Source organism: Mycolicibacterium bacteremicum (genome assembly GCF_002086115.1).
GTDB classification, from domain to species: Bacteria; Actinomycetota; Actinomycetes; order Mycobacteriales; family Mycobacteriaceae; genus Mycobacterium; species Mycobacterium bacteremicum.
On sequence record NZ_MVHJ01000011.1, the window covers coordinates 21,026 to 40,263 of the forward strand.

Sequence of the window (19,238 nt, forward strand, 5' to 3'; positions counted from 1 at the left end):
TTCCCTTTCGGGTGGGTGACAGGGGTCGTCCATCGGGACGGTAGTCCACTGAGACCGCAGCCTAACAGGGCCGCCCAACCTGTTGGTTGGGCGGCCCTGTACCGGCGTCCGAGGGGTCAGGCCGACTGTGGTTCGGCCTCCGCGAGCGTCGGATAGTCGATGTACCCGCCGGGGCCCGATGCGTAGAAGGTACGCACATCGGGTTCGTTGAGCTCGGCGCCCAGCAGCAGCCGGTCGATCAGGTCCGGGTTGGCCAGCCAGGTGCGGCCGACGGCGATGGCGCTCGCCGCACCCCAGTCGGCCAGCGATTCCAGCTGGCAGAAGTCGGTGCCGGTGTCGCGCCCGGTGTTGAGCACCAGGGTGTCGGGCCACAGCGCCCGCAACGCGCCGAAGGTCTGGGTCGTCGGATCGATCAGCACGTGCAGGTAGGCCAGGCCCAGTGGAGCGATGCGGGTCAGCAGCGCCTCGTAGGCACCGATGACATCGTTCTCGCGCATATCGCCGGCGCCGTTGCCCGGCGAGATCCGCAGACCGACCCGGTCGGCGCCGATCTCGTCGGCCACCGCCTCGACCACCTCGGCGGTCAGCCGGGCCCGGTTCGCGCTGCTACCGCCATAGCCGTCGGTGCGCAGGTTGACGACATCGGAGAGGAATTCGTGCAGCAGGTACCCGTTGGCGGAGTGGATCTCCACACCGTCCATCCCGGCGTCGACGGCGCGCCGCGCGGCACTGCGGAACTGGCCGATGATGGTCGTGATCTCCTCGACGGTCAGCTCACGCGGTACCGGCAGCGGCTGCTTGCCCGACGGGGTGTGGGTGGTGACCGCGGCCGCCACGGGCGACGGGCCGACGACGTCGAAGCCGCTGATCTCCGGGTGCGCCATCCGTCCGACGTGCCAGAGCTGGACGAACATCTTGCTGCCCGCGGCATGTACCGCTGCGGCGATGTCGGCCCACGCCGCCTGGTGCCGGTCGGTGTAGAGGCCCGGGGTGTTCATGTAGGCGCCGTTGGCCTGCTCGCAGATCGCCGTGGCCTCGCTGATGATCAGCCCGGCCCCGGCACGCTGGGAGTAGTACAGCGCCGCCAGATCGGACGGGGTGGCATCGGACTGGGCGCGCGAACGGGTCAGCGGCGCCATGAAAAGACGGTTGGCGACCTCGGTGGCACCGACCCGCAGCGGCTTGAGCAGTGTGGCGTCGGGGGCGAGGCGGAAGGTCTGATCGGTCACGTGGGTCTAAGCGCTGTCGGCCGCCCAAACATTCCCGCCTAGCAGCCGGCCCGACAGCAGACCCCAGGTGACCGCGTGGGACACGCAGGCCGCCCGGTTGCTCGCGCCGAGTTTGGCCATCGCGCTTTCCATGTGGTGACCGGCGGTGCGCACGCTGATGAACAGACGCGCGGCGATCTGATTGTTGGTCAACCCCTGGGCGGCCAGGGTGAGTGCGTCCAGCTCGCGCGCAGTGATGCCGAACGGCAACGGATCCCGGGTCACCAGGATCACCCCGGTCAGGCTGTCCTGCGAGAACCGCCGGGCGGTACCGATGTGCCGGGCGTGCAACCAGCCGGCACCGTCGAACCACCGCGTCACCTCGGGCCGGAAGCCCAGCTCGGGTGCGCGGGCGGCCAGCGTCATCTCCGCGACCAGTGCGCGGTCCAGCGGGGCGTCGAAGGTGTCACCGTGAATCAGCAGGTGCGCCTGACCATCTGCGTCGACCGCCCAGGCCTGGGCCTCGGGCGCCATCAGTTCGGCGACCATGCGTGGGCGCACCGAGAAGTCCAGCTGCTCGGCCATCTGGGCGCGTAGCGAATTAATCTCGGCCACATCGTCATCACTGGGATGGCGGGCGTCGTCACAGTTGACGTGGATGGTGCCCGCGTAGCTGCCGTCGGCGGTGACCAGCCGCGCCGACAGACCCTCGTCGAAGCCGGCGGGCACGAAAACGCCTTGGACCGAATAGGTGTCGCGGTACTCCGGGAAGTCACGCCAGCGCAGCGCCCCGAGCCCGCGTACCCGCATCTTCTCGAACAGCGGGTCGTGATCGATGAACCAGGTGTTCAGGTGCTCCATCACCGCATCGGGGTAGCCGTGATTGGCGACCGCGACATGGCGGCGCCGGATCGGATCCCACAGGCTGATCGCCGAGGCCGACGACGCGGCGCGGGCACCGAGCGCGTCGAGCATCTCGTGCGCGCGCGTCTCGATGCTCGCCGAGCTGCCGAGCACCTCGGCGTATGTGCCTGCCATCGGATCCTTCGTTTCTGCGCCCCGAAAGCATGATGTGCAGAACATGTTTCGTGGATGTTTCGGCTGCGCGGCGGGCAGGCAACAGTGCCGCCGAAAATGGGAGATTCCTCCCATAGCCCGTCGCACCGGGCGTTTCTACGCTGATCGCCAACGATCCACGAACATCGAAGGCGGCTCTCATGAACAGACTCAGTGCGGGTGTGGCACTGCTGGCGGCGACCACCCTGCTCGCGGCCGGCTGCGGCAGCCGGGCCGGTGACGACACCGCGGCCACCGAGGGGTGTGCCGACACCTCGGGCCCGCAGGTGTCCATCGGCGCCATCAACTCCCTGTCCGGCGGTCTGGCCGTCAGCGAGTCGGTCATCCACGACGCCATCGCGATGGCCGTGGACGAGATCAACGCCGATGGTGGTGTGCTGGGCAAGCAGCTCGATCTGCTGTCCGAGGACGGCGCATCGGATCCGACGGTGTTCGCCGAAAAGGCCAACAAACTGGTCAACAGTGACTGTGTGGCAGCGGTTTTCGGTGGCTACACCTCGGCCAGCCGCAAGGCGATGCTGCCGGTGTTCGAGGATTCCAACGCACTGCTGTACTACGGCCAGCAGTATGAGGGGCTGGAGTCCTCGAAGAACATCTTCTACTCCGGGGCCACCACCAATCAGCAGATCATCCCGGCCCTGGACTATCTGAAGGAGCAGGGCGTCACCTCGCTGTACCTGGTCGGCAGTGACTACGTGTTCCCGCGGACCTCCAACGCCATCGTGAAGGCCTACGCGGCGGCCAACGGTATCGAGATCAAGGGCGAAGACTATGTGCCGCTGGACAGTACGAACTTCGCCACGATCGTCAACAAGATCCGCAGCGCCGGCGCCGACGCGATCTTCAACGTCGTGGTCGGTGGCTCGTTGACCGCATTCTTCCGCGAATACAACAGCGCGGGCCTGAACCCGCAGACCATGCCGGTGATGTCGATGTGCGTCGGCGAGGAGGAGGTCAAGAGCATCGGCGCCGACACCCTGGTCGGGCAGCTGTCGTCGTGGAACTACTACGAGACCCTCGACACCCCGGCCAACAAGACCTTCGTCGCCGACTTCAAGGCCAAGTACGGGGCCGACCGCGTCACCTCGGACCCGATGGAATCCGCCTACACCGCCGTCCATCTGTGGAAAGCCACGGTGGAGAAGGCGGATTCGTTCGCCGTCGCCGACATCCAGGCCGCGGCCGGCGGCGTCACGGTCGACGCACCCGAGGGGTCGGTGTCCATCGACGGCGAGAACCACCACGTCACCAAGACCGCGCGCATCGGCAAGGTGGCCCCGAGCGGGTTGATCGACCAGGTATGGCAGTCCCCGGCGCCCATCACCCCCGACCCATATCTCAAGGACTATCCCTGGGCCGAGGGGATCACGGGCTGATCATGCATCTGACTCCGAAGGACGAGGACCGGTTGCTGTTGTTCCTGGCGGCCGAACTGGCCCGCAAGCACCGCGACGCGGGACTGAGACTCAGCTATGCCGAGGCGCGGGCGTTGATCGCCGACGAGGTGATCGAGGCGGCCCGTTCCGGTGCGAACGTCGCCGAGGCGGCAGCGCTGGGAGCAGACGTCCTGACCGATGACGACGTGCTCCCCGGCGTCCGCACCCTGCTGGGTTCGGTGCAGGTCGAGGCGTTCTTCTCCGACGGGCAGAAGCTCGTCACGGTGCACGACGCGATCTCCCCCGGTACCCGGTCGGCCGACGAGATCGCCTTCACTCCGGGCGAGGTACTGGCCGCCGACGGCGAGCTCGAACTGAATGCGGGCCGGGCCACGGTCTCGGTGAGCGTGCAGAACACCGGTGACCGGCCCATCCAGGTCGGTTCGCACTTCCACTTCTTCGAGGCCAACCGGGCGCTGCGCTTCGACCGCCGGGCCGCCTTCGGTATGCGGTTGGACATCCCGTCGGGGCTCGCGGTGCGCTTCGAACCCGGTGAGACGCAGGAGGTCTCGCTGACCAACTACGGGGGTGAGCGCGTGGTGATCGGCCAGAACGACGTCACCAACGGGCCCACCGACGCCGATCCCGGCGAGGAGCTGATGAGCACCATGCACACCCGCGGCTTCCTGGATGCCCTACCGGATGCGGGGAGCTGAGATGGTCTACCGCATCAGCCGGGCCCGCTACGCCGAGCTCTACGGGCCGACAACCGGGGACCGGGTGCGCCTGGCCGACACCGAACTGCTGGCCCGCGTCGAGGCCGACGCAACGGTCTACGGCGACGAGGCCGTGTTCGGCGGCGGTAAGACCATGCGCGAGGGCATGGCGGTGCACGGCGATGTGACCCACGCCGACGGTGCGCTCGACTTCGTCATCACCAACGCGCTGATCATTGACGCGGTGCTGGGAATACGTAAGGCCGACATCGGGATCCGCGACGGCCGGATCGTCGGTATCGGCAAGGCCGGCAACCCGCGCACCATGGACGGGGTGGACCCGGAGCTGATCATCGGGGCGGGCACCGACATCCGCTCCGGGGAGGGCATGATCGCCACCGCGGGCGCCATCGACGTGCATGTGCACTTCGACAGCGCCGGCCTGGTCGAGGAGGCCATCTCCAGCGGTATCACCACGATGATCGGCGGTGGGCTGGGCCCGGTCACGGTCGGTATCACCTCATCGGGGCCGACCAACCTGGCCCGCATGCTGCGGGCCGCCGAGGCCTTCCCGATGAACTTCGGCTTCATCGGCAACGGCAGCGCCTCGAGCACCGCACCGCTGATCGAGCAGGGGCTGGCCGGCGCGATCGGCTACAAGATCCACGAGGACTGGGGTGCCACCCCGGCCGCGATCCGGGCCTCCCTGGACGCCGGTGATGAACTGGACCTCCAGGTGCAGATCCACACCGACACCCTCAACGAGTCCGGGTTCTATGAGGACACCATGGCCGCGATCGGCGGCCGGGCCATCCACACCTACCACGCCGAGGGTGCCGGCGGTGGTCACGCGCCCGACATCATGCAGGTGGTGGGTGAACCGTACTGCCTGCCGTCCTCGACGAACCCGACGAACCCGTACACGCTGAACACCTTCGACGAGCACCTCGACATGGTGATGGTGTGCCACCACCTGAACCCGCGCATCCCCGAGGATGTGGCGTTCGCCGAATCCCGGATCCGGCGCGAGACCATCGCCGCCGAGGATGTGCTGCACGACCTCGGGGCCATCTCGGCGATGGGGTCCGATTCCCAGGGCATGGGCCGGATCGGCGAGACCATTGCGCGCACCTGGCAATTGGCCTCCCATATGCGGGCCACCCGCGGCGCGCTGCCCGCCGACGAGGGCACCGGCGCCGACAACGCCCGGATCCTGCGGTACATCGCCAAGTTGACCATCAACCCCGCCCGGCTGTTCGGGATCGATCACGAGGTCGGCTCACTGGAACCGGGCAAGCTCGCCGATATCGTGCTGTGGGAACCGAAGTTCTTCGGCATCCGGCCCGAGGTGGTGTTCAAGGGCGGCTTCCCGGCCTGGTCGGTGATGGGTGAGGCCAACGCCTCGCTGATGACGTGCGAACCGCTGAAGTATCGGCCGCAGTGGGCGGCATTCGGACAGACCCCCAGCGATGTGTCGGTGAACTTCGTGGCCGCCGCGGCGGTCGACGCCGGTCTCGGTGCGCGGCTCGGGTTGCAGACCCCGCTGGTCGCCTGCCGCGGCTCCCGGGCGCTCACCAAGGCCGACCTGCTGCACAACGACTACCTGCCCGATATCCGGATCGAGCCCGACACCTACCGGGTGATCGTGGACGGGCAACTGTGCCAGAGCGTGCCGATGACGTCGGTGCCGCTGGGCCGCCGCTACACGCTGAAATAGGGAGGAAGACGATGAGTGAGGTGCTCCGCATCGGCATCGGCGGTCCGGTCGGTTCGGGGAAGACCCGCCTGGTGGAAACGCTGGTGCCGCAACTGATCCGACGCGGCCTCGGGGTCGCGGTGATCACCAACGACCTGGTCACCGACGAGGACGCCCAGCGGGTGCGGCGCAGCGGGGTCATCGACCCGGCCCGGGTGCTGGCCGTGGAGACCGGTGCCTGCCCGCACACCGCGATCCGCGAGGATCCGTCGGCCAACCTGGCCGCCGCGCGCCGGCTGGCCGCCGAGTTCGACGATCTGGACCTGATCCTGATCGAATCCGGTGGGGACAACCTGGCCGCGACATTCACCTCCGATCTGGTCGACTACTGGATCTTCGTCATCGACACCGCCGGCGGTGACGACATCCCCCGCAAGAAGGGCATCGGTCTGCTGCAGGCGGATCTGCTGGTGGTCAACAAGATCGACCTGGCCGATCTGGTGGGCGCGGACCTGGAACGGATGCGTCGCGACTGCGCGGTGGCCCGGCCGGTCAAACCGACGCTGTTCACCGATCTGCGGTCGGGCGCCGGCCTGGACGCCCTGACCGAGGAGCTGCTGCGCGGTGTCATGCTCACGGCCCGCACGTGATCGCACCCGGTGAGCTGAGCCTGCGCACCGTGGCCGACGCCACGGGCACGACCCGGGTCGCCGGGTTGCGGCAGCGGTACCCGCAGCGGGTGACGATGGCGTTGCACGCCGATGCCGCCTATCCGCGCGCGGCGACATTGTGTGTGCAGAGCCCCAGCGGCGGCACCTTCTCCGATGACGATCTGCACACCAGCGTGCAGTGCGCGGACGGCACCCACCTGCAGCTGACCAGTCAGGCCGCCACCCAGGTGTTCGCCGGCGGCGGGCCGGGGGCCCGGCACCGGCTGCGGTTCGGCGTGCAGTCCGCGGCGGTGCTGGAATACCGACCCAAAACGATCATCCCGCAGGCTGATTCGGCCTTCACCCAGGACCTCGCGGTGGACGTCGCGCCGGGCGGGATGTATTTCGGCTGGGATGCCATCGCGGCGGGCCGGATCGCGCACGGCGAACGGTTCCGCTACGCCGCGGTCGACAGTTCGTTCACCGTGCGGGTGGCGGGCCGGACGGTGGCGCGCGACCGTCAGCTCATCACCGCGGGCGCCGGCGTCGCCGCCGACTACCTGGCCACCGCGCTGATCGTCGCCCCCGGCCAGGATGTCGCCGCCGTGCTGACCGCTGTCCGCGTGGCGCTGACCGGGCACCGAGACATCGACGGCGGGGCCGGCGAACTCCCGTTCGGCGCCGGGGTTTTCGTGCGGTTGCTGGCCGGTGACGCACCGGCGCTGGACGCCGTCCAGCGGGCCGTCCACACCGCGGCGCGCACCGCGCTGCCGATCCCACCGAAGCAAAGGAGCGCCTCGTGATAGCCGATACCGTCCTCGGATCCGTCGATGACCCGGTGTTCGCCGACCGGCGGCGCCATCACGTGGACATCGGGTGGGGCGATGCGGGTAAGCACCGCCAGCTGGTGACCGCCGATACCGGAATCGAGGTGCGAATCATGTTGCCCCGCGGTGCCTTTCTGCGCCATGGGGCGGTGATCGCCGACGACGGTGGTGATGTCGTGGTGGTCCGCCGGCCCGCCGAACCGGCCATCCGGGTCCGCTTCGCCGACAATTCCGCGCGCGCCATGCTGCTGCTCGGACACCTGCTGGGCAATCAGCACGCACCGGTCGATGTCGATGAGGACGCCGTGACCGTCCCGCTGTTCACCAGTGCCGACGCCGCCCGCGAGATGCTCGCCGGGATCGGGGTGGTGGGCGAGGTGATCGAGATGGCCCTGGCCGGGCACGGCTGGGCACGGACCTCCGCGGATGACCATGCCGGCCATCACCACTGAATCCGCCACCGCGCTTGCGCTGTGGCTGCAGCTGCACGACAGCGCCTTCCCGGCCGGCCGGATGGTGCACAGTCACGGACTGGAGGAATGGTTGTCGAATAGGCCGGATGCCGACTCCGCGGAAATCGAGGCGGCGGTGTGCGGCCATCTGCGGCACGGTTTCGCGACATTGGACGCCACCATCACCGCACATGCCTGGGCCGCCACCGATCTGGCCGCGCTGACCGCCCTGGATGAGCTGACCGCCACCTACAAGCTTTTCGGCAACGCGCGGACGGCGTCGGTGTCGGCGGGCAGGCAGTTGGCCGCCACGGCCTGCGATATCGGGATCGGCGGGCAGCACCGCTATCTGCATGCCGTGCTGGACTCCGCGACCCCGGGGCATGCCGCCGTGGTGGACGGCGTGGTGCAGGCGGTACTGGCCGTGCCGCGGCAGGTGGCGGTGCTGGGTGTGCTGCGGTCGATGATGGCCTCGATGCTCAGCGCGGCGGTCCGCCTCGGCAGGCTCGGGCCGCTGCAGAGTCAGCGCATCCAGCTGCGCAATGCCGATGCGGTGACCGAATGGGCCGACGCGGCCTGCCGCCGTCCGCTGTCGGAGTTGAGCAGCCTGTCCCCCGCGCTGGAGATCAGCGGTATGCGGCACGAGGAACGGACGGCGCGATTGTTCGCGACCTGAGGATCAGTCGATGACCGAGAACATCACGATGGTCTGGTCCCGGTGCGGATCCATCAGCGCGTCACACGACAGCGTGAGATGACCCCGCTGCGGGTGGTCGAGCCGCTTGATCATGTGCGTGGTGTTGACCACGGTGGCATCGGACCACAACGCGGCGAAATCCGGGCTGCGACTCCGTAGCACGTCGATGAGTTGCCGGGTCAGGTGGTCCCGCGGATACCGGGCGGCGGTGGCGCGCAGTTGGCCCGCCACCATCCGGGAGAACTCCTCGGCCTCGCTCATCCCGTAATGGCCCTTCTCCGAGAGGAAGTGGCGGCGGGCGATATTGCGATCGGTGGGCGGGAGGGCGCCGAAATCCTCCATCAGATCCGCGGCCGCGGCGTTCCAGGCGAGGATGTCGAAGCGCGCGCTGAGCACCATGGCGGCGGTGGCGCCCAGTCCGGTGATGAGTTCGGCGACGCTGGGACTCAGTTCGGTGCTCGGCGACTCACCCCAGGGCACGTTGCGCCCGACGAGCTGGAACAGATGCCTGCGTTCGTCGGCGTCCAGGCGCAGGGCACCGGCCACCGCGTCGAGCACCTGTTCGGAGGGGCCGCTGCCGCGGGCACGTTCCAGGTTGGTGTAGTGCTCGACGGAGATGTGCGCCAGCGTGGCGACCTCCGAGCGTCGCAGTCCACTGGTGCGCCGACCCGTCACGGTGAACCCGAACGCCGCCGGGTCGCGGTTCTCCCGGATCGCGCGCAGGAAGTCGCCGGCCGCCTGTCCGTCCATTCGTCGATGGTGACACGGCGGCCGGGTCGCCATCACCACGGCACGAGCTCCCCCTGGTCGCTGAGGAACTGACCCGTCCGGGATCGTTCGGCCAGCGCGATCGCGACGATGCCGGCCGCGCCCTCGGCCGGATCGCCGGCACCCTCCATCGGTTGGCCGTTGTTCAGACCGGTGGAGCGGTATCCCGGACTCACCGAGAGCACCGAGATGTCCTCCCGGGCGAGCTCTTTGGCGTAGAGCACCGTCAGCATGTCCAGGGCGCTCTTGGACGCCTGGTACGCGGCCGCCGCCACATCACTGTGCGGCCAGTCCGGATCGCTGACCAGCCGGGCCGATCCGAGCTCACTGGAGACATTCAGGATGCGGGCCCGCCCGGATGCTCGTAGCACCGGCAGGAAGGCGTTGATGACGGCAGACACGCCGGCGACGTTGGTGTCGATGGTCTGCAGGATCGCCGCGCGGCTCACCTGGGAGGCGGGCAGGCCGTCGCCGACGATTGCGGCATTGTTGATCAGGATGTCGAGTCGGCCATGGGTCCGGGTGACATGCTCGGCCGCGGCGGTGATGGTGCGGTCGTCGGTGACGTCGAGGGCCAGCACCTCGACATCGAGTCCGTCGGCTGCCAGCTTCTCGGCCGCCGCGTGCCCGCGCTCCGGGTTGCGGGCCGCCAGCAGCACCCGGGCACCCGCTCCGGACAGCTGTTGTGCGAGATGGAAACCGATGCCGGCGTTCGCGCCGGTCACCAGGACGATCGGGTTCTCAGTTGTGGTCATGTACCCATCACAGCGCGCGGCGCCGGGGACAGGGAGTCAGAACATGTACCCCTCCGCCGGGGAATAAAGGGCCGCTGCTCAGCCGACCGTCAGCGCCGCCTTGCCCGCCACCCGCCTGCCGAGCAGGGCGTCGATCGCGGCGTCGAGATTGTCCCAGGAATCGCGGTAACCCACCTGGGCATCCAACTCCGAACGGCCGGCCAGATCGAGGACGTATTGCAAGTCCGCACCCACCGGCCAGGTCGTCATGAAGGACTCGATGCCGTTGTTCTTCCTGGCCATCCGCGCCGCCTCGAAGTCGATGACCGACGGCTCGCCGGAGGCCGCGCCGACCGAGATCACCGTGCCGCCATCCTCGAGAAGCGCGTATGCATCGGAAAGCATTGTGCCGCCGACGTGTTCGAGCACACCGTGCACCGGCGCGACGCCATCGAGACCGACGACGACCTCCTCGGCGCCGAGCTCGCGCAATCCGGCGCCGCGCTGCGGGCTGCCGACCACGGCGACCACGTGCGCACCGGCGCGGGCCGCCAGCTGCACCGCCACCCGGCCCACGCCGCCGGACGCCCCGGTGATCAGCACCCGCTTGCCGAGCACCGGGCCCAGCCTGCGGATGATCTGCACGGCGGTGACCCCCACGACCGGTAGGGCGGCCGCTGTCTCGAAATCGAGCGAATCCGGTATCACCGCAACGTTGTCCGCTGCGAGTACCCGGCGCTGCGCCCAGCCCTGCGACCAGGCCGCACCGGCCACCCGGGTGCCCACCGGCGGGCCGGACCCGTCGGCCGCCGCAGTCACGACGATCCCGGCACTGTCCCAGCCGGGGATGTCGCCGGGGTGCTCGGCGTTGTCGCCGTACTTGACCTCGCCGAAGTTCAGCGAGATCGCCTTGACCTCGATCAGCAGCTCGTCGGGCGCCGACGATACCGGGTCAGCCACCTCGGCGTGCGCGAAGTTGTTTCGTGCGTCCGGGTCGAAGACGATGGCGCGCATCAGTTCTCGACCACCGCGGTGACCCGGATCTCGAAGCGCATCTGCGGCGCCCCGAGTGCCGTGACGCCGGTTTCGGTCCAGATGGGGGCGCGGTCGGGCATCCGCCTGCGCATCTGGTCGATCACGATGGCGTTGTGGGCGTCGAAGTCCTCGGTGGGTGGCGCCAGCACGTGATAGGTGTTCACGTGCACCACATCACCCCACGCGGCGCCGGCCGCCGCGAGGACCGCCCCGACGTTGTCGAAGGCCCGGTCGATCTCGGCCTCGAGTGTCTCGGGGAAGTTCAGGTCGTCATCCCAACCACCCTGACCGGAGATCTCGACGCGGTCGCCGATACGGACCGCCTGGTGATAGTGCCGTTCCGCCAGGGCCGTTTCGCCCCAGCCCGGGGTGGCAAAGAACTGGACTTTCGAGTTTTTGACTTCACGCATGAAGTCAAACGTACACGCGATGACTTCACGCGTAAAGTCATCGGGATGGCGCGCACCGATGACACCCCGTGGCTGAACCAGGATGAGAAGGATGCCTGGACCGGTCTGGTCTCGCTGATGCTGCTGCTGCCGGGGAAGCTGGAGGCCCCGCTGCGCCAGGTGGACCTCACGCTGTTCGAGTACCTCACGCTCAGCCACATCTCCGACGCCCCGGACCGCCGGATCCGGATGAGCGAGTTGGCCTTCCTGGCTAACGGCTCGCTGTCACGACTGTCCAACGTGGTCAAGCGATTCGAGCAGCGCGGCTGGGTGACCCGCTCCCCCGATCCCGAGGACGGCCGGTACACGCTGGCGACCCTCACCGAACCCGGCTACCGACTGGTGGTCGAGGCGGCGCCGATCCACGTGCGCGCGGTGCGCGAGTTGGTCCTCGATCCACTGACCGCCGGCGATCTCGCGGCGCTCACCCGGATCGCCGCCAAGCTGCGGGTGGTGTCACCGGGTTTCAAGGGCCAGCACGGCTGAGTAGGCTCACCGAATATGACCGTCTCCCGGCTACAGCCCTACGCGGTGACGATCTTCGCGGAGATGTCGGCGCTGGCCGCCAAGATCGGCGCCGTGAACCTCGGGCAGGGTTTCCCCGACGAGGACGGGCCGGCCGGCATGCTGAAGGTCGCCCAGGACGCCATCGCCGACGGGATCAACCAGTACCCGCCCGGGCTCGGTATCCCGGCCCTGCGGACGGCGATCGCCGCGCAGCGCCGGCGCCGGTATGGCATCGAGTACGACCCGGACACCGAGGTGCTGGTGACCGTCGGCGCCACCGAGGCGATCGCGGCCGCCCTGCTCGGTCTGGTGGAGCCCGGCTCCGAGGTCCTCGTCATCGAGCCGTTCTACGACTCCTATTCCCCTGTCATCGCGATGGCCGGCTGCCACCGGGTCACCGTCCCGCTGGTACCCGCCGGGCGGGGCTTCGCCCTCGACGTCGAGGCGCTGCGCGCCGCGGTCACCCCGCGCACCCGCGCGCTGCTGCTGAACTCCCCGCACAATCCGACGGGCATGGTGCTCAGCAACGCCGAATTGGCCGCGGTCGCCGCACTGGCGGCCGAACACGATCTGCTGGTCATCACCGATGAGGTCTACGAGACGCTGGTCTTCGGCGTCGAACACCGTCCGCTGGCGGGCTATCCGGGCATGGCCGGCCGGACGGTGACGATCTCGAGCGCGGCCAAGATGTTCAATGCCACCGGCTGGAAGATCGGCTGGGCGTGCGCGGCACCGGACCTGATCGCCGGGGTGCGGGCCGCCAAGCAGTATCTGACGTACGTCGGCGGGGCGCCGTTCCAGCCGGCCATCGCCTACGCGCTGGACCACGAGGACGACTGGGTGGCCGGTCTGCGGGCCGACCTGGAGGGCAAGCGGAACCGCCTCGGTGCCGCGCTGACCGACCTCGGCTTCGAGGTGCACGACAGTGCGGGCACCTACTTCCTGTGTGCCGATCCGCGTCCGCTCGGATACACCGACAGCACCGCGTTCTGCGCCGAGCTGCCGCACAAGGCCGGGGTGGCGGCCATCCCGATGTCCGCGTTCACGAGCGGTGACAACGGTTGGAATCACCTGGTGCGGTTCGCGTTCTGCAAGCGCGACGACACCTTGGATGAGGCGATCCGACGCCTCGGGGTGCTCAGGGCATCCTGACACCCGCCGGATGCCGCGAATGAGACGTTGTTGCGTGAAATCCTTGCCGGACAGCGCAACAACGTCTCACTCGGGGAGGTTCAGGTGAGCGAGTTCGCGACCAGCTTGTCCCGGGTGCCCAGCAGGTAGTACACCGCGAAGCCGACGCCGCAGCCGATGAACCAGCTGTACTGGGCCGCGGTGGCCATCCCGGCGACGCTGCCGCCCAGCAGGACCGGGATGACCGCCAGTACCGCACCCAGCACCGTGGCCAGCACCGCGACCCGGTTGTAACCCTTGGTGTACCAGTACTTTCCGGTGGACTCCATGGTGAACAGATCGTCGACGACCACCTTCTGCCTGCGCACCAGGTAGTAGTCGGCGATCAGCACCCCGAACAGCGGGCCGATGAACGCGCCGAGTGTTTCCAGGGTGTAGTGGATGACCTCGGGGTTGGCGTACAGATTCCACGGCGTGATCAACACCGAGCCGACCGCGGCGATCATGCCGCCGGCCCGCCAACTGATGCGCTGCGGGCTCACATTGGAGAAGTCGAATGCCGGCGAGATGAAGTTGGCGACGATGTTGATACCGATGGTGGCGATGGTGAACGTCAACGCGCCCAGCACGATCGCGAAGGTGCTGTCGATACGGGCCACCGTTTCCACCGGGTCGGTCAGCAGTTCGCCGAACACCGGCAGCGTCAGCGACGCGGTGACGACCACCAGCACCGAGAACACCAGGAAGTTCACCGGCAGGCCCAGGAAGTTGCCCTTCTTCACCGCCGCGAAGGACTTGCCGTAGCGGGAGAAGTCGCCGAAGTTCAGCATCGGCCCGGAGAAGTAGGACACCACCAGGGCGATGGCCCCCAGCATGACCGGCACGGCCGACCAACCGGTGTGCGTCACCGCGCCGAGGTTCAGGTCGATCGCCCCCCAGCCGGCCTTGTAGATCAGGTATCCGCACAGGATGAACATCACGACATACACTGCCGGGCCGCAGAAGTCGATGAACTTGCGGATCGATTCCATGCCGCGCCAGAACACGCAGGCCTGCAGTACCCACAGCAGCAGGAAGCTGCACCACCCCAGCAGCGAGAGGCCGGCGAACCCGTAATCCTCGACCACCGCGTACGGCATCAACGCCGGGAACAGTTTGAGCAGGACGACATCCAGGGCCGCAGACGCCAGATATGTCTGGATGCCGTACCAGGCCACCGCGATCAGACCGCGGATGATGGCCGGGATGTTGGCGCCCAGCACACCGAACACGGTGCGACAGATCACCGGGTAGGGCACCCCGGTGGCCTGGCTCGGCTTGGCGACCAGATTGCAGAAGAAGTAGACGATGGTGATGCCGACCAGCAGCGCCACCAACACCTGCCAGCTGGCCAGGCCGAGCGCGAACAGACTGCCTGCGGTGACATAGCCACCGACGCTGTGCACATCGGACATCCAGAAGGCGAAGATGTTGTAGGACGACCAGGTCTGCTTGCCCAGCGGGGCCAGGTCCTCATTGGTCAGCCGCGGGTCGTAGCCGGGCTTGATGACGCCGCCGCCGACCGGGTGACCGGCGGCTTCGACCATGTCACCGGCGGCTCCCGGCGGGGCGCTGTGTGCGGGTACAACGGTTTCGGTCATAAGTGCCGACTATGCGACCGGTTTGTTTCGCCGCCGTTTCCGCCGACGCATCTTCTCGGTTGCGCCGCAAATATATTCCGCGGTCAGGCCAGCAGGCCGGTATCGCGCGGCAGCGTCGCGATGACCGAGTTCAGCCGTGCGGCGTGCTGCTCGGACACCGCGAGCAGCCGGTCGACGTCGCCGGCCAGGAAGGCCTCCAGCATGGCGCGGTGATCGGCGTGCAACTCGGCCCGGTCGACCGGGCTGACATGCACCATCGACTGCACCGGTTCGGTGACGTTCCACGCACTTTCGAGCATGTGCAACAGCCGGTGCATCCGCGACGGCGCCGTCAACGCGGTGTGGAACTGTCGGCTGCCCCGGTGGTATGCGGTGCCGTCGCCGTCACGCAGCGCCTGTTCGAGACGCTGGTTGGCCAGCACGGCGGCCGCCCGGTCGGTGTCGGTCGCGTTGTGCACCGCGGCGGTCAGCGAGGCCGTCTCCAACGTCTCACGCACGATGTACATCTCGCGTAATTCCTGCGCGGTGAGCAGCGCGACCGTGTAACCGCCGTTGCGCCGGTGCGCGACCAGCCCCTCGCCCACCAGCGTCTTGAGCGCCTCCCTGATCGGGATCTGACTGACCCCGAACACCTCGGCCACCTCGGCCAGCGGAATCGGGGAGCCCGGCGGCACGCCACCGTCGAGCACGGCGCGCCGCAGTTCGGTGAGGATGCCCTGTTGCGAGGTGCCGGCGCGGTCGGCGACCAGGCACTCCAGCAGTGCCGAACGGCGCACCGGCGTCATCGGTTCACGGTAGGCCGCCGATGTTGCCGCCGTGTTGCCTACAACGACGCGGTCACCTCCCACAGCGGGGCGAGCGCCGGCAGCGAATGATCCAGCGGGCTGAGCGCGACGTCGGTGGCTCCGGCATCGAGATAGCGGCGCAGGTGTGCGCGGACCGTCTCGGCGTCACCGACCGCGGCCAGATCGGCGATGGAGTCGAGTTTCTCGCGCGCGATCACCTTCTGATACGACGGGATGGTGCCGTAGAAGGCCAGGGTTTCGGCAGCCAGCGCGCGGCCCGCCTCGACGTCGTCGGTGACCAGTGCGGGCACCATCGCGATGATCCGCGGCGCGGGCCGGCCCGCGTCGGCGGCGGCCTTGCTGATGGTCGGCACGATGAACTCCCCGATGGTGCGCGGACCGGCCAGATACGGCAGGGTGCCGTCGGCCAGTTCGCCGGTGACCTGCAACGCCTTCGGGCCCATGGCGGCCACGTAGACCGGGACCGGGGTGCCACCGGCGACCGATACCGGCCACTCGGGAGCGGCGGTGAACTCGTCGCCGTGGAAGCCGACCACACCATCGTCGAAGATCGACCGCAGCACCTGCAGATGCTCGCGGAGCCGGCGCACCGGATTCGGCCACGACCTACCGAACGCGTCCTCCTCGGGTTTGTGTGCGCCGAGGCCGATGCCGAGGCTGAAGTTGCCGTGCGTGGCGGCCTGCGCCGTCTGCGCCTGGGCCGCGACGATCAGCGGGTGTCGCGGGTTGAGCGGGACGACCGAGGTACCGACACCGAGTCCGCGTACCGCGGCGCCGATCAGGCCGGCGAGGCCGATCGCGTCGTGGTCGAACTGCTGGGCGAGCCAGATCTGGCGGACCCCGGCGTCATGGGCCTGACGGGCCTGGCTGATGGCGTCGTCGACGTGGTTGGCGGATTGTCGGTTGGGAACGAGCACGATTCCGGTGGGCATACACCGGTCAGCGACCAGCCGTAGCCCAGAATTCCGTTTGCCTCGCGTTGATTCCTAGCCGTAGAACCGGCTGACCCGGGCGCGCAGCCGGTCGAGGGCCGCGTCGAGCACCAGCTTCTTGGCGCGCCGGATCAGGAACTCCGGGATGGGCGCGGCCAGATCGATGATCAGGTCGAAGCGGACCCGCGTGCGATCGCCCTCGCGGATCAGCTTGTACTCACCGTGCTGACCGCGCTGCTGGAAGGTGTCCTGGGCGTCCCAGACCATCCAGTCGTCACCCCAGTGGTATTCCAGCATCTCCTTGTCGGTGATGCCCATGATCTTCACGGTGGCCTTGACGTGATGGGGTCTGCCGTCGGGGTGACGGTCCACCACCTCGGTGGCCCTGTGCAGGGTCGACCAGGTCGGCACCTCGTCGATGTCGGCGAGCGCATCCAGGATCGCCTCCGGCGAGGCGTCGAAGAGGAGTTCTCTCGACGCTCTGACAGCCATCAGGCAAATATAAGACGGGTCTTATTTTCTCGCAAGGATTTGACCGAACTGGTTTTTGATAATTGACGATTCTGCAGGCAGCAAAGGCGCTACCAATCCAGGTCGACGATCGGGGTGGTGTGCTGCGGCGGCGTGCCCACCGGACCGGCCGGGGTGCGCGAGAATCGCGGTGCCGGAGCGGCCTGCCGCACCCCGTCGACATCGACCAGCGTGTGACGGGTCAGCAGGTGAGCGCTGTCGGCGGCCTCCGCCCAGGTCAGCACCGGGGTGACGCAGGCGTCGGTGCCGTCGAACACGGCGACCCACTCGTCGCGCGTGCGCTCGGCGAACCTGGCCTCGAACACTTCCCGCAGCTGCGGCCAGCGATCGCGGTCGAATTGGCCGGGCAGCCCATCGGCGCTGAGCCCGAGCCCGGTCAGCAGGGCGGCGAAGAACTGCGGCTCGATCGAGCCGACCGCGAGGTACCCACCGTCGGCGGCCGCATAGGTCCGGTAGAACGGGGCGCCGCCGTCGAGCAGAAACGATTCCCGTTGGTCGGCAAGCGATCCCGTCGCCTTCATGGTCCACATCATCTGGGCCAGCATGCTGACCCCGTCGACCATGGCGGCATCGATCACCTGTCCGGTACCGGATCGCTCGCGTTCGTAGAGTGCGGCCAAGATGCCGGCCAGCACCAGCATGGAGCCCCCTCCGAAATCGGCCACCAGATTCAGCGGCGCGACCGGCGGCCGGTCGCGGTATCCGATGGCACTCAGCACACCGGTCTGGGACAGATAGTTGATGTCGTGGCCCGCGGTCTGCGCCAGCGGCCCGTCCTGCCCCCACCCGGTGATCCGGGCGTAGATGAGTCGCGGATTCACCGCGGTGCACTCGTCGGGCCCGATGCCCAGCCGTTCACAGGTGCCGGGCCGGAAGCAGTCCAGCAGCACATCGGCCTTCGCGATGAGGTCGAGTAGCACCTGCGGTTCGCGCTTGACGTCCAGGTCGACGACGCGCTTGCCGCGGTGCAGCAGATCGACGTTCTCGGCGGGCATCTGCAGCGAACCCGGCCGTCGGACGCGAACCACATCGGCCCCCAGATCGGCGAGCATCATCGCCGCATGCGGACCGGGTCCGATACCGCCGAGTTCGACCACCCGGACACCGGCGAGCGGACCGCCGCCGGTCACCCCTTCTTGACCTTGAGCACCTGCTTGCGCAGTCCCTCGGTGGCCACGTCGATTGCACCGGACATGACCTTCTTGAGGATGAAGCCGGGCATCGGGATCGCCAGGTCGATGGTCATGTCGAAGCGGACGCGGGTCTTGTCGCCCTCGGGGGTCAGCGTGTAGCTGCACTCCTGGGATTTCAGCTGGCTGGCCTTGACCAGCACCCAGCTGACCTTGTTCTCCTCCCAGGTGTAGTCGATGGTCAGGGCATCGCTGATGCCGACGGTCTTGATGGTCTGGATGACGCGGTGCGGGCGGCCCTGCGCGTCGCGGTCGACCACCTCGGCCTTCTGATACTGGGGTGACCACGACGGGGTGGACTCGACGTCGGCGACGACGGCGAGGATCTCCTCCGGGGTCGCCTCGATGAGCACATCACGGGAAACGGTGGTTGCCATGGCCCGACACTAACCACCGCGCCGGACCTCGACCGGCGAAACCCGCCAGGCCGTGCGGGCAATCCTGCGGGCATAGACTCAGCTCCGTGGACGTCGATCCTTCCGCACCCCCGTCCGGCAGCGGCTGCGTGGAGTGCGATGCAGACGGGGGCTGGTGGGTACATCTGCGTCGCTGCGCCGCGTGCGGGCACGTCGGATGTTGTGATGACTCGCTGGCCAGGCACGCCTCGGCACACTGGCGCGAGACCGGGCATCCGATCATCCGCAGTTTCGAACCGGGCGAGGACTGGTTCTGGGATTACGCCACCAACCAGTACTACGACGGACCGGAACTGGCCGCGCCACAGGCCCATCCCGCGGACCAACCGGTGCCGGGACCACGCGCACGGGTACCGGCCGACTGGATGGCGCAACTGCAGAGCCGGGATCGCTGACCCGT

The 19,238-nt window shown here is 68.3% G+C and carries 22 protein-coding genes; 10 read left to right on the forward strand and 12 right to left on the reverse strand.

Annotated features, from left to right (window positions below; translation table 11 throughout):
• Window positions 1–116: 116 nt before the first annotated feature.
• Both BST17_RS14725 and BST17_RS14730 read right to left on the reverse strand, forming a co-directional pair.
• A complete protein-coding gene (locus BST17_RS14725) occupies window positions 117–1,229 on the reverse strand; it encodes an alkene reductase (protein ID WP_083059322.1) in 1,113 nt (370 codons plus the stop codon).
• Between the two features lie 6 nt (window positions 1,230–1,235).
• A complete protein-coding gene (locus tag BST17_RS14730; RefSeq protein ID WP_083059324.1) occupies window positions 1,236–2,246 on the reverse strand; it encodes a helix-turn-helix transcriptional regulator in 1,011 nt (336 codons plus the stop codon).
• A gap of 179 nt (window positions 2,247–2,425) precedes the next feature.
• On the opposite strand from BST17_RS14730, the gene urtA reads away from it, so the two are divergent.
• Genes urtA through BST17_RS14765 form a run of 7 tightly spaced genes read left to right on the forward strand, consistent with a single transcriptional unit; the run spans window position 2,426 to window position 8,678 of the window.
• Window positions 2,426–3,661 (forward strand): urea ABC transporter substrate-binding protein, encoded by a 1,236-nt coding sequence (gene urtA / locus BST17_RS14735; RefSeq protein ID WP_083059326.1) that lies wholly within the window; start codon window positions 2,426–2,428, stop codon window positions 3,659–3,661.
• A gap of 2 nt (window positions 3,662–3,663) precedes the next feature.
• On the forward strand, window positions 3,664–4,377 hold the full coding sequence (locus tag BST17_RS14740; RefSeq protein WP_083059328.1) for an urease subunit beta: 714 nt from the start codon (window positions 3,664–3,666) through the stop codon (window positions 4,375–4,377).
• Window position 4,378: 1 nt separating this feature from the next.
• Window positions 4,379–6,094: an urease subunit alpha gene (gene ureC / locus BST17_RS14745; protein WP_083059330.1), complete on the forward strand. Its 1,716-nt coding sequence runs from the start codon at window positions 4,379–4,381 to the stop codon at window positions 6,092–6,094.
• Between the two features lie 11 nt (window positions 6,095–6,105).
• The gene (gene ureG, locus BST17_RS14750) at window positions 6,106–6,723 is read left to right on the forward strand and encodes an urease accessory protein UreG (RefSeq protein WP_083059332.1); all 618 of its coding nucleotides are present in this window, start codon (window positions 6,106–6,108) and stop codon (window positions 6,721–6,723) included.
• Window positions 6,720–7,526 (forward strand): urease accessory protein UreD, encoded by an 807-nt coding sequence (locus BST17_RS14755; RefSeq protein ID WP_083059334.1) that lies wholly within the window; start codon window positions 6,720–6,722, stop codon window positions 7,524–7,526. The genes ureG and BST17_RS14755 overlap by 4 nt, the downstream gene beginning before the upstream one ends.
• Window positions 7,523–8,002 (forward strand): urease accessory protein UreE, encoded by a 480-nt coding sequence (locus BST17_RS14760; RefSeq protein WP_083059336.1) that lies wholly within the window; start codon window positions 7,523–7,525, stop codon window positions 8,000–8,002. The genes BST17_RS14755 and BST17_RS14760 overlap by 4 nt, the downstream gene beginning before the upstream one ends.
• Window positions 7,983–8,678: an urease accessory protein UreF gene (locus tag BST17_RS14765; protein WP_083059338.1), complete on the forward strand. Its 696-nt coding sequence runs from the start codon at window positions 7,983–7,985 to the stop codon at window positions 8,676–8,678. The genes BST17_RS14760 and BST17_RS14765 overlap by 20 nt, the downstream gene beginning before the upstream one ends.
• 3 nt (window positions 8,679–8,681) lie before the next feature.
• Here BST17_RS14765 and BST17_RS14770 read toward each other — a convergent pair whose 3' ends face one another.
• The 4 genes from BST17_RS14770 to BST17_RS14785 form a co-directional block, all read right to left on the reverse strand.
• Window positions 8,682–9,449 (reverse strand): helix-turn-helix transcriptional regulator, encoded by a 768-nt coding sequence (locus tag BST17_RS14770; protein WP_165762281.1) that lies wholly within the window; start codon window positions 9,447–9,449, stop codon window positions 8,682–8,684.
• 32 nt (window positions 9,450–9,481) lie between these two features.
• Window positions 9,482–10,222, reverse strand: a complete 741-nt coding sequence (locus BST17_RS14775; RefSeq protein ID WP_083059340.1) for an SDR family NAD(P)-dependent oxidoreductase — start codon at window positions 10,220–10,222, stop codon at window positions 9,482–9,484.
• Window positions 10,223–10,300: 78 nt separating this feature from the next.
• A complete protein-coding gene (locus BST17_RS14780) occupies window positions 10,301–11,215 on the reverse strand; it encodes a zinc-binding dehydrogenase (RefSeq protein ID WP_083059342.1) in 915 nt (304 codons plus the stop codon).
• Window positions 11,215–11,646, reverse strand: a complete 432-nt coding sequence (locus BST17_RS14785; RefSeq protein WP_083059344.1) for a Rid family hydrolase — start codon at window positions 11,644–11,646, stop codon at window positions 11,215–11,217. The genes BST17_RS14780 and BST17_RS14785 overlap by 1 nt, the downstream gene beginning before the upstream one ends.
• Before the next feature lie 45 nt (window positions 11,647–11,691).
• Here BST17_RS14785 and BST17_RS14790 point away from each other — a divergent pair, with 45 nt between their 5' ends.
• Together BST17_RS14790 and BST17_RS14795 are read left to right on the forward strand one after the other, a co-directional pair.
• On the forward strand, window positions 11,692–12,171 hold the full coding sequence (locus BST17_RS14790; protein WP_083059345.1) for a MarR family winged helix-turn-helix transcriptional regulator: 480 nt from the start codon (window positions 11,692–11,694) through the stop codon (window positions 12,169–12,171).
• Window positions 12,172–12,186: 15 nt separating this feature from the next.
• On the forward strand, window positions 12,187–13,344 hold the full coding sequence (locus tag BST17_RS14795) for a pyridoxal phosphate-dependent aminotransferase (protein ID WP_083059347.1): 1,158 nt from the start codon (window positions 12,187–12,189) through the stop codon (window positions 13,342–13,344).
• Between the two features lie 80 nt (window positions 13,345–13,424).
• Here the strand turns inward: BST17_RS14795 and BST17_RS14800 are convergent, their stop codons facing one another.
• The 6 genes from BST17_RS14800 to BST17_RS14825 all read right to left on the reverse strand — a co-directional run bounded on the left by BST17_RS14800 (window position 13,425) and on the right by BST17_RS14825 (window position 18,799).
• Window positions 13,425–14,963, reverse strand: coding sequence for an NCS1 family nucleobase:cation symporter-1 (locus BST17_RS14800; RefSeq protein WP_083059349.1), 1,539 nt, complete (start codon window positions 14,961–14,963; stop codon window positions 13,425–13,427).
• Between the two features lie 83 nt (window positions 14,964–15,046).
• Window positions 15,047–15,748, reverse strand: a complete 702-nt coding sequence (locus tag BST17_RS14805) for a GntR family transcriptional regulator (protein WP_083059351.1) — start codon at window positions 15,746–15,748, stop codon at window positions 15,047–15,049.
• A 38-nt stretch (window positions 15,749–15,786) separates the two neighbouring features.
• Window positions 15,787–16,701, reverse strand: a complete 915-nt coding sequence (locus BST17_RS14810; RefSeq protein ID WP_083059353.1) for an LLM class F420-dependent oxidoreductase — start codon at window positions 16,699–16,701, stop codon at window positions 15,787–15,789.
• Window positions 16,702–16,755: 54 nt separating this feature from the next.
• On the reverse strand, window positions 16,756–17,193 hold the full coding sequence (locus BST17_RS14815) for an SRPBCC family protein (RefSeq protein WP_083059354.1): 438 nt from the start codon (window positions 17,191–17,193) through the stop codon (window positions 16,756–16,758).
• 89 nt (window positions 17,194–17,282) lie between these two features.
• Complete coding sequence (locus BST17_RS14820) at window positions 17,283–18,362, reverse strand: CaiB/BaiF CoA transferase family protein (protein WP_083059356.1); 1,080 nt, start codon at window positions 18,360–18,362, stop codon at window positions 17,283–17,285.
• Entirely contained in the window at window positions 18,359–18,799 is a 441-nt protein-coding gene (locus BST17_RS14825) for an SRPBCC family protein (protein ID WP_083059357.1), read from the reverse strand. Before BST17_RS14825 ends, BST17_RS14820 begins: the two co-directional genes overlap by 4 nt.
• 86 nt (window positions 18,800–18,885) lie before the next feature.
• Between BST17_RS14825 and BST17_RS14830 the strand changes: the two genes are divergently transcribed.
• Entirely contained in the window at window positions 18,886–19,233 is a 348-nt protein-coding gene (locus BST17_RS14830; protein ID WP_083059358.1) for a UBP-type zinc finger domain-containing protein, read from the forward strand.
• Window positions 19,234–19,238 lie beyond the last annotated feature (5 nt).

Excerpts from the sequence above, each read along its gene's own strand:
- BST17_RS14730 (WP_083059324.1), bottom strand. The coding sequence starts at position 2,246 with ATGGCAGGCACATACGCCGAGGTGCTCGGCAGCTCGGCGAGCATCGAG.
- urtA (WP_083059326.1), top strand. The coding sequence starts at position 2,426 with ATGAACAGACTCAGTGCGGGTGTGGCACTGCTGGCGGCGACCACCCTG.
- BST17_RS14740 (WP_083059328.1), top strand. The coding sequence starts at position 3,664 with ATGCATCTGACTCCGAAGGACGAGGACCGGTTGCTGTTGTTCCTGGCG.
- ureC (WP_083059330.1), top strand. The coding sequence starts at position 4,379 with ATGGTCTACCGCATCAGCCGGGCCCGCTACGCCGAGCTCTACGGGCCG.
- ureG (WP_083059332.1), top strand. The coding sequence starts at position 6,106 with ATGAGTGAGGTGCTCCGCATCGGCATCGGCGGTCCGGTCGGTTCGGGG.
- BST17_RS14765 (WP_083059338.1), top strand. The coding sequence starts at position 7,983 with ATGCCGGCCATCACCACTGAATCCGCCACCGCGCTTGCGCTGTGGCTG.
- BST17_RS14770 (WP_165762281.1), bottom strand. The coding sequence starts at position 9,449 with ATGGACGGACAGGCGGCCGGCGACTTCCTGCGCGCGATCCGGGAGAAC.
- BST17_RS14775 (WP_083059340.1), bottom strand. The coding sequence starts at position 10,222 with ATGACCACAACTGAGAACCCGATCGTCCTGGTGACCGGCGCGAACGCC.
- BST17_RS14780 (WP_083059342.1), bottom strand. The coding sequence starts at position 11,215 with ATGCGCGCCATCGTCTTCGACCCGGACGCACGAAACAACTTCGCGCAC.
- BST17_RS14785 (WP_083059344.1), bottom strand. The coding sequence starts at position 11,646 with ATGCGTGAAGTCAAAAACTCGAAAGTCCAGTTCTTTGCCACCCCGGGC.
- BST17_RS14790 (WP_083059345.1), top strand. The coding sequence starts at position 11,692 with ATGGCGCGCACCGATGACACCCCGTGGCTGAACCAGGATGAGAAGGAT.
- BST17_RS14795 (WP_083059347.1), top strand. The coding sequence starts at position 12,187 with ATGACCGTCTCCCGGCTACAGCCCTACGCGGTGACGATCTTCGCGGAG.
- BST17_RS14800 (WP_083059349.1), bottom strand. The coding sequence starts at position 14,963 with ATGACCGAAACCGTTGTACCCGCACACAGCGCCCCGCCGGGAGCCGCC.
- BST17_RS14805 (WP_083059351.1), bottom strand. The coding sequence starts at position 15,748 with ATGACGCCGGTGCGCCGTTCGGCACTGCTGGAGTGCCTGGTCGCCGAC.
- BST17_RS14810 (WP_083059353.1), bottom strand. The coding sequence starts at position 16,701 with ATGCCCACCGGAATCGTGCTCGTTCCCAACCGACAATCCGCCAACCAC.
- BST17_RS14815 (WP_083059354.1), bottom strand. The coding sequence starts at position 17,193 with ATGGCTGTCAGAGCGTCGAGAGAACTCCTCTTCGACGCCTCGCCGGAG.
- BST17_RS14825 (WP_083059357.1), bottom strand. The coding sequence starts at position 18,799 with ATGGCAACCACCGTTTCCCGTGATGTGCTCATCGAGGCGACCCCGGAG.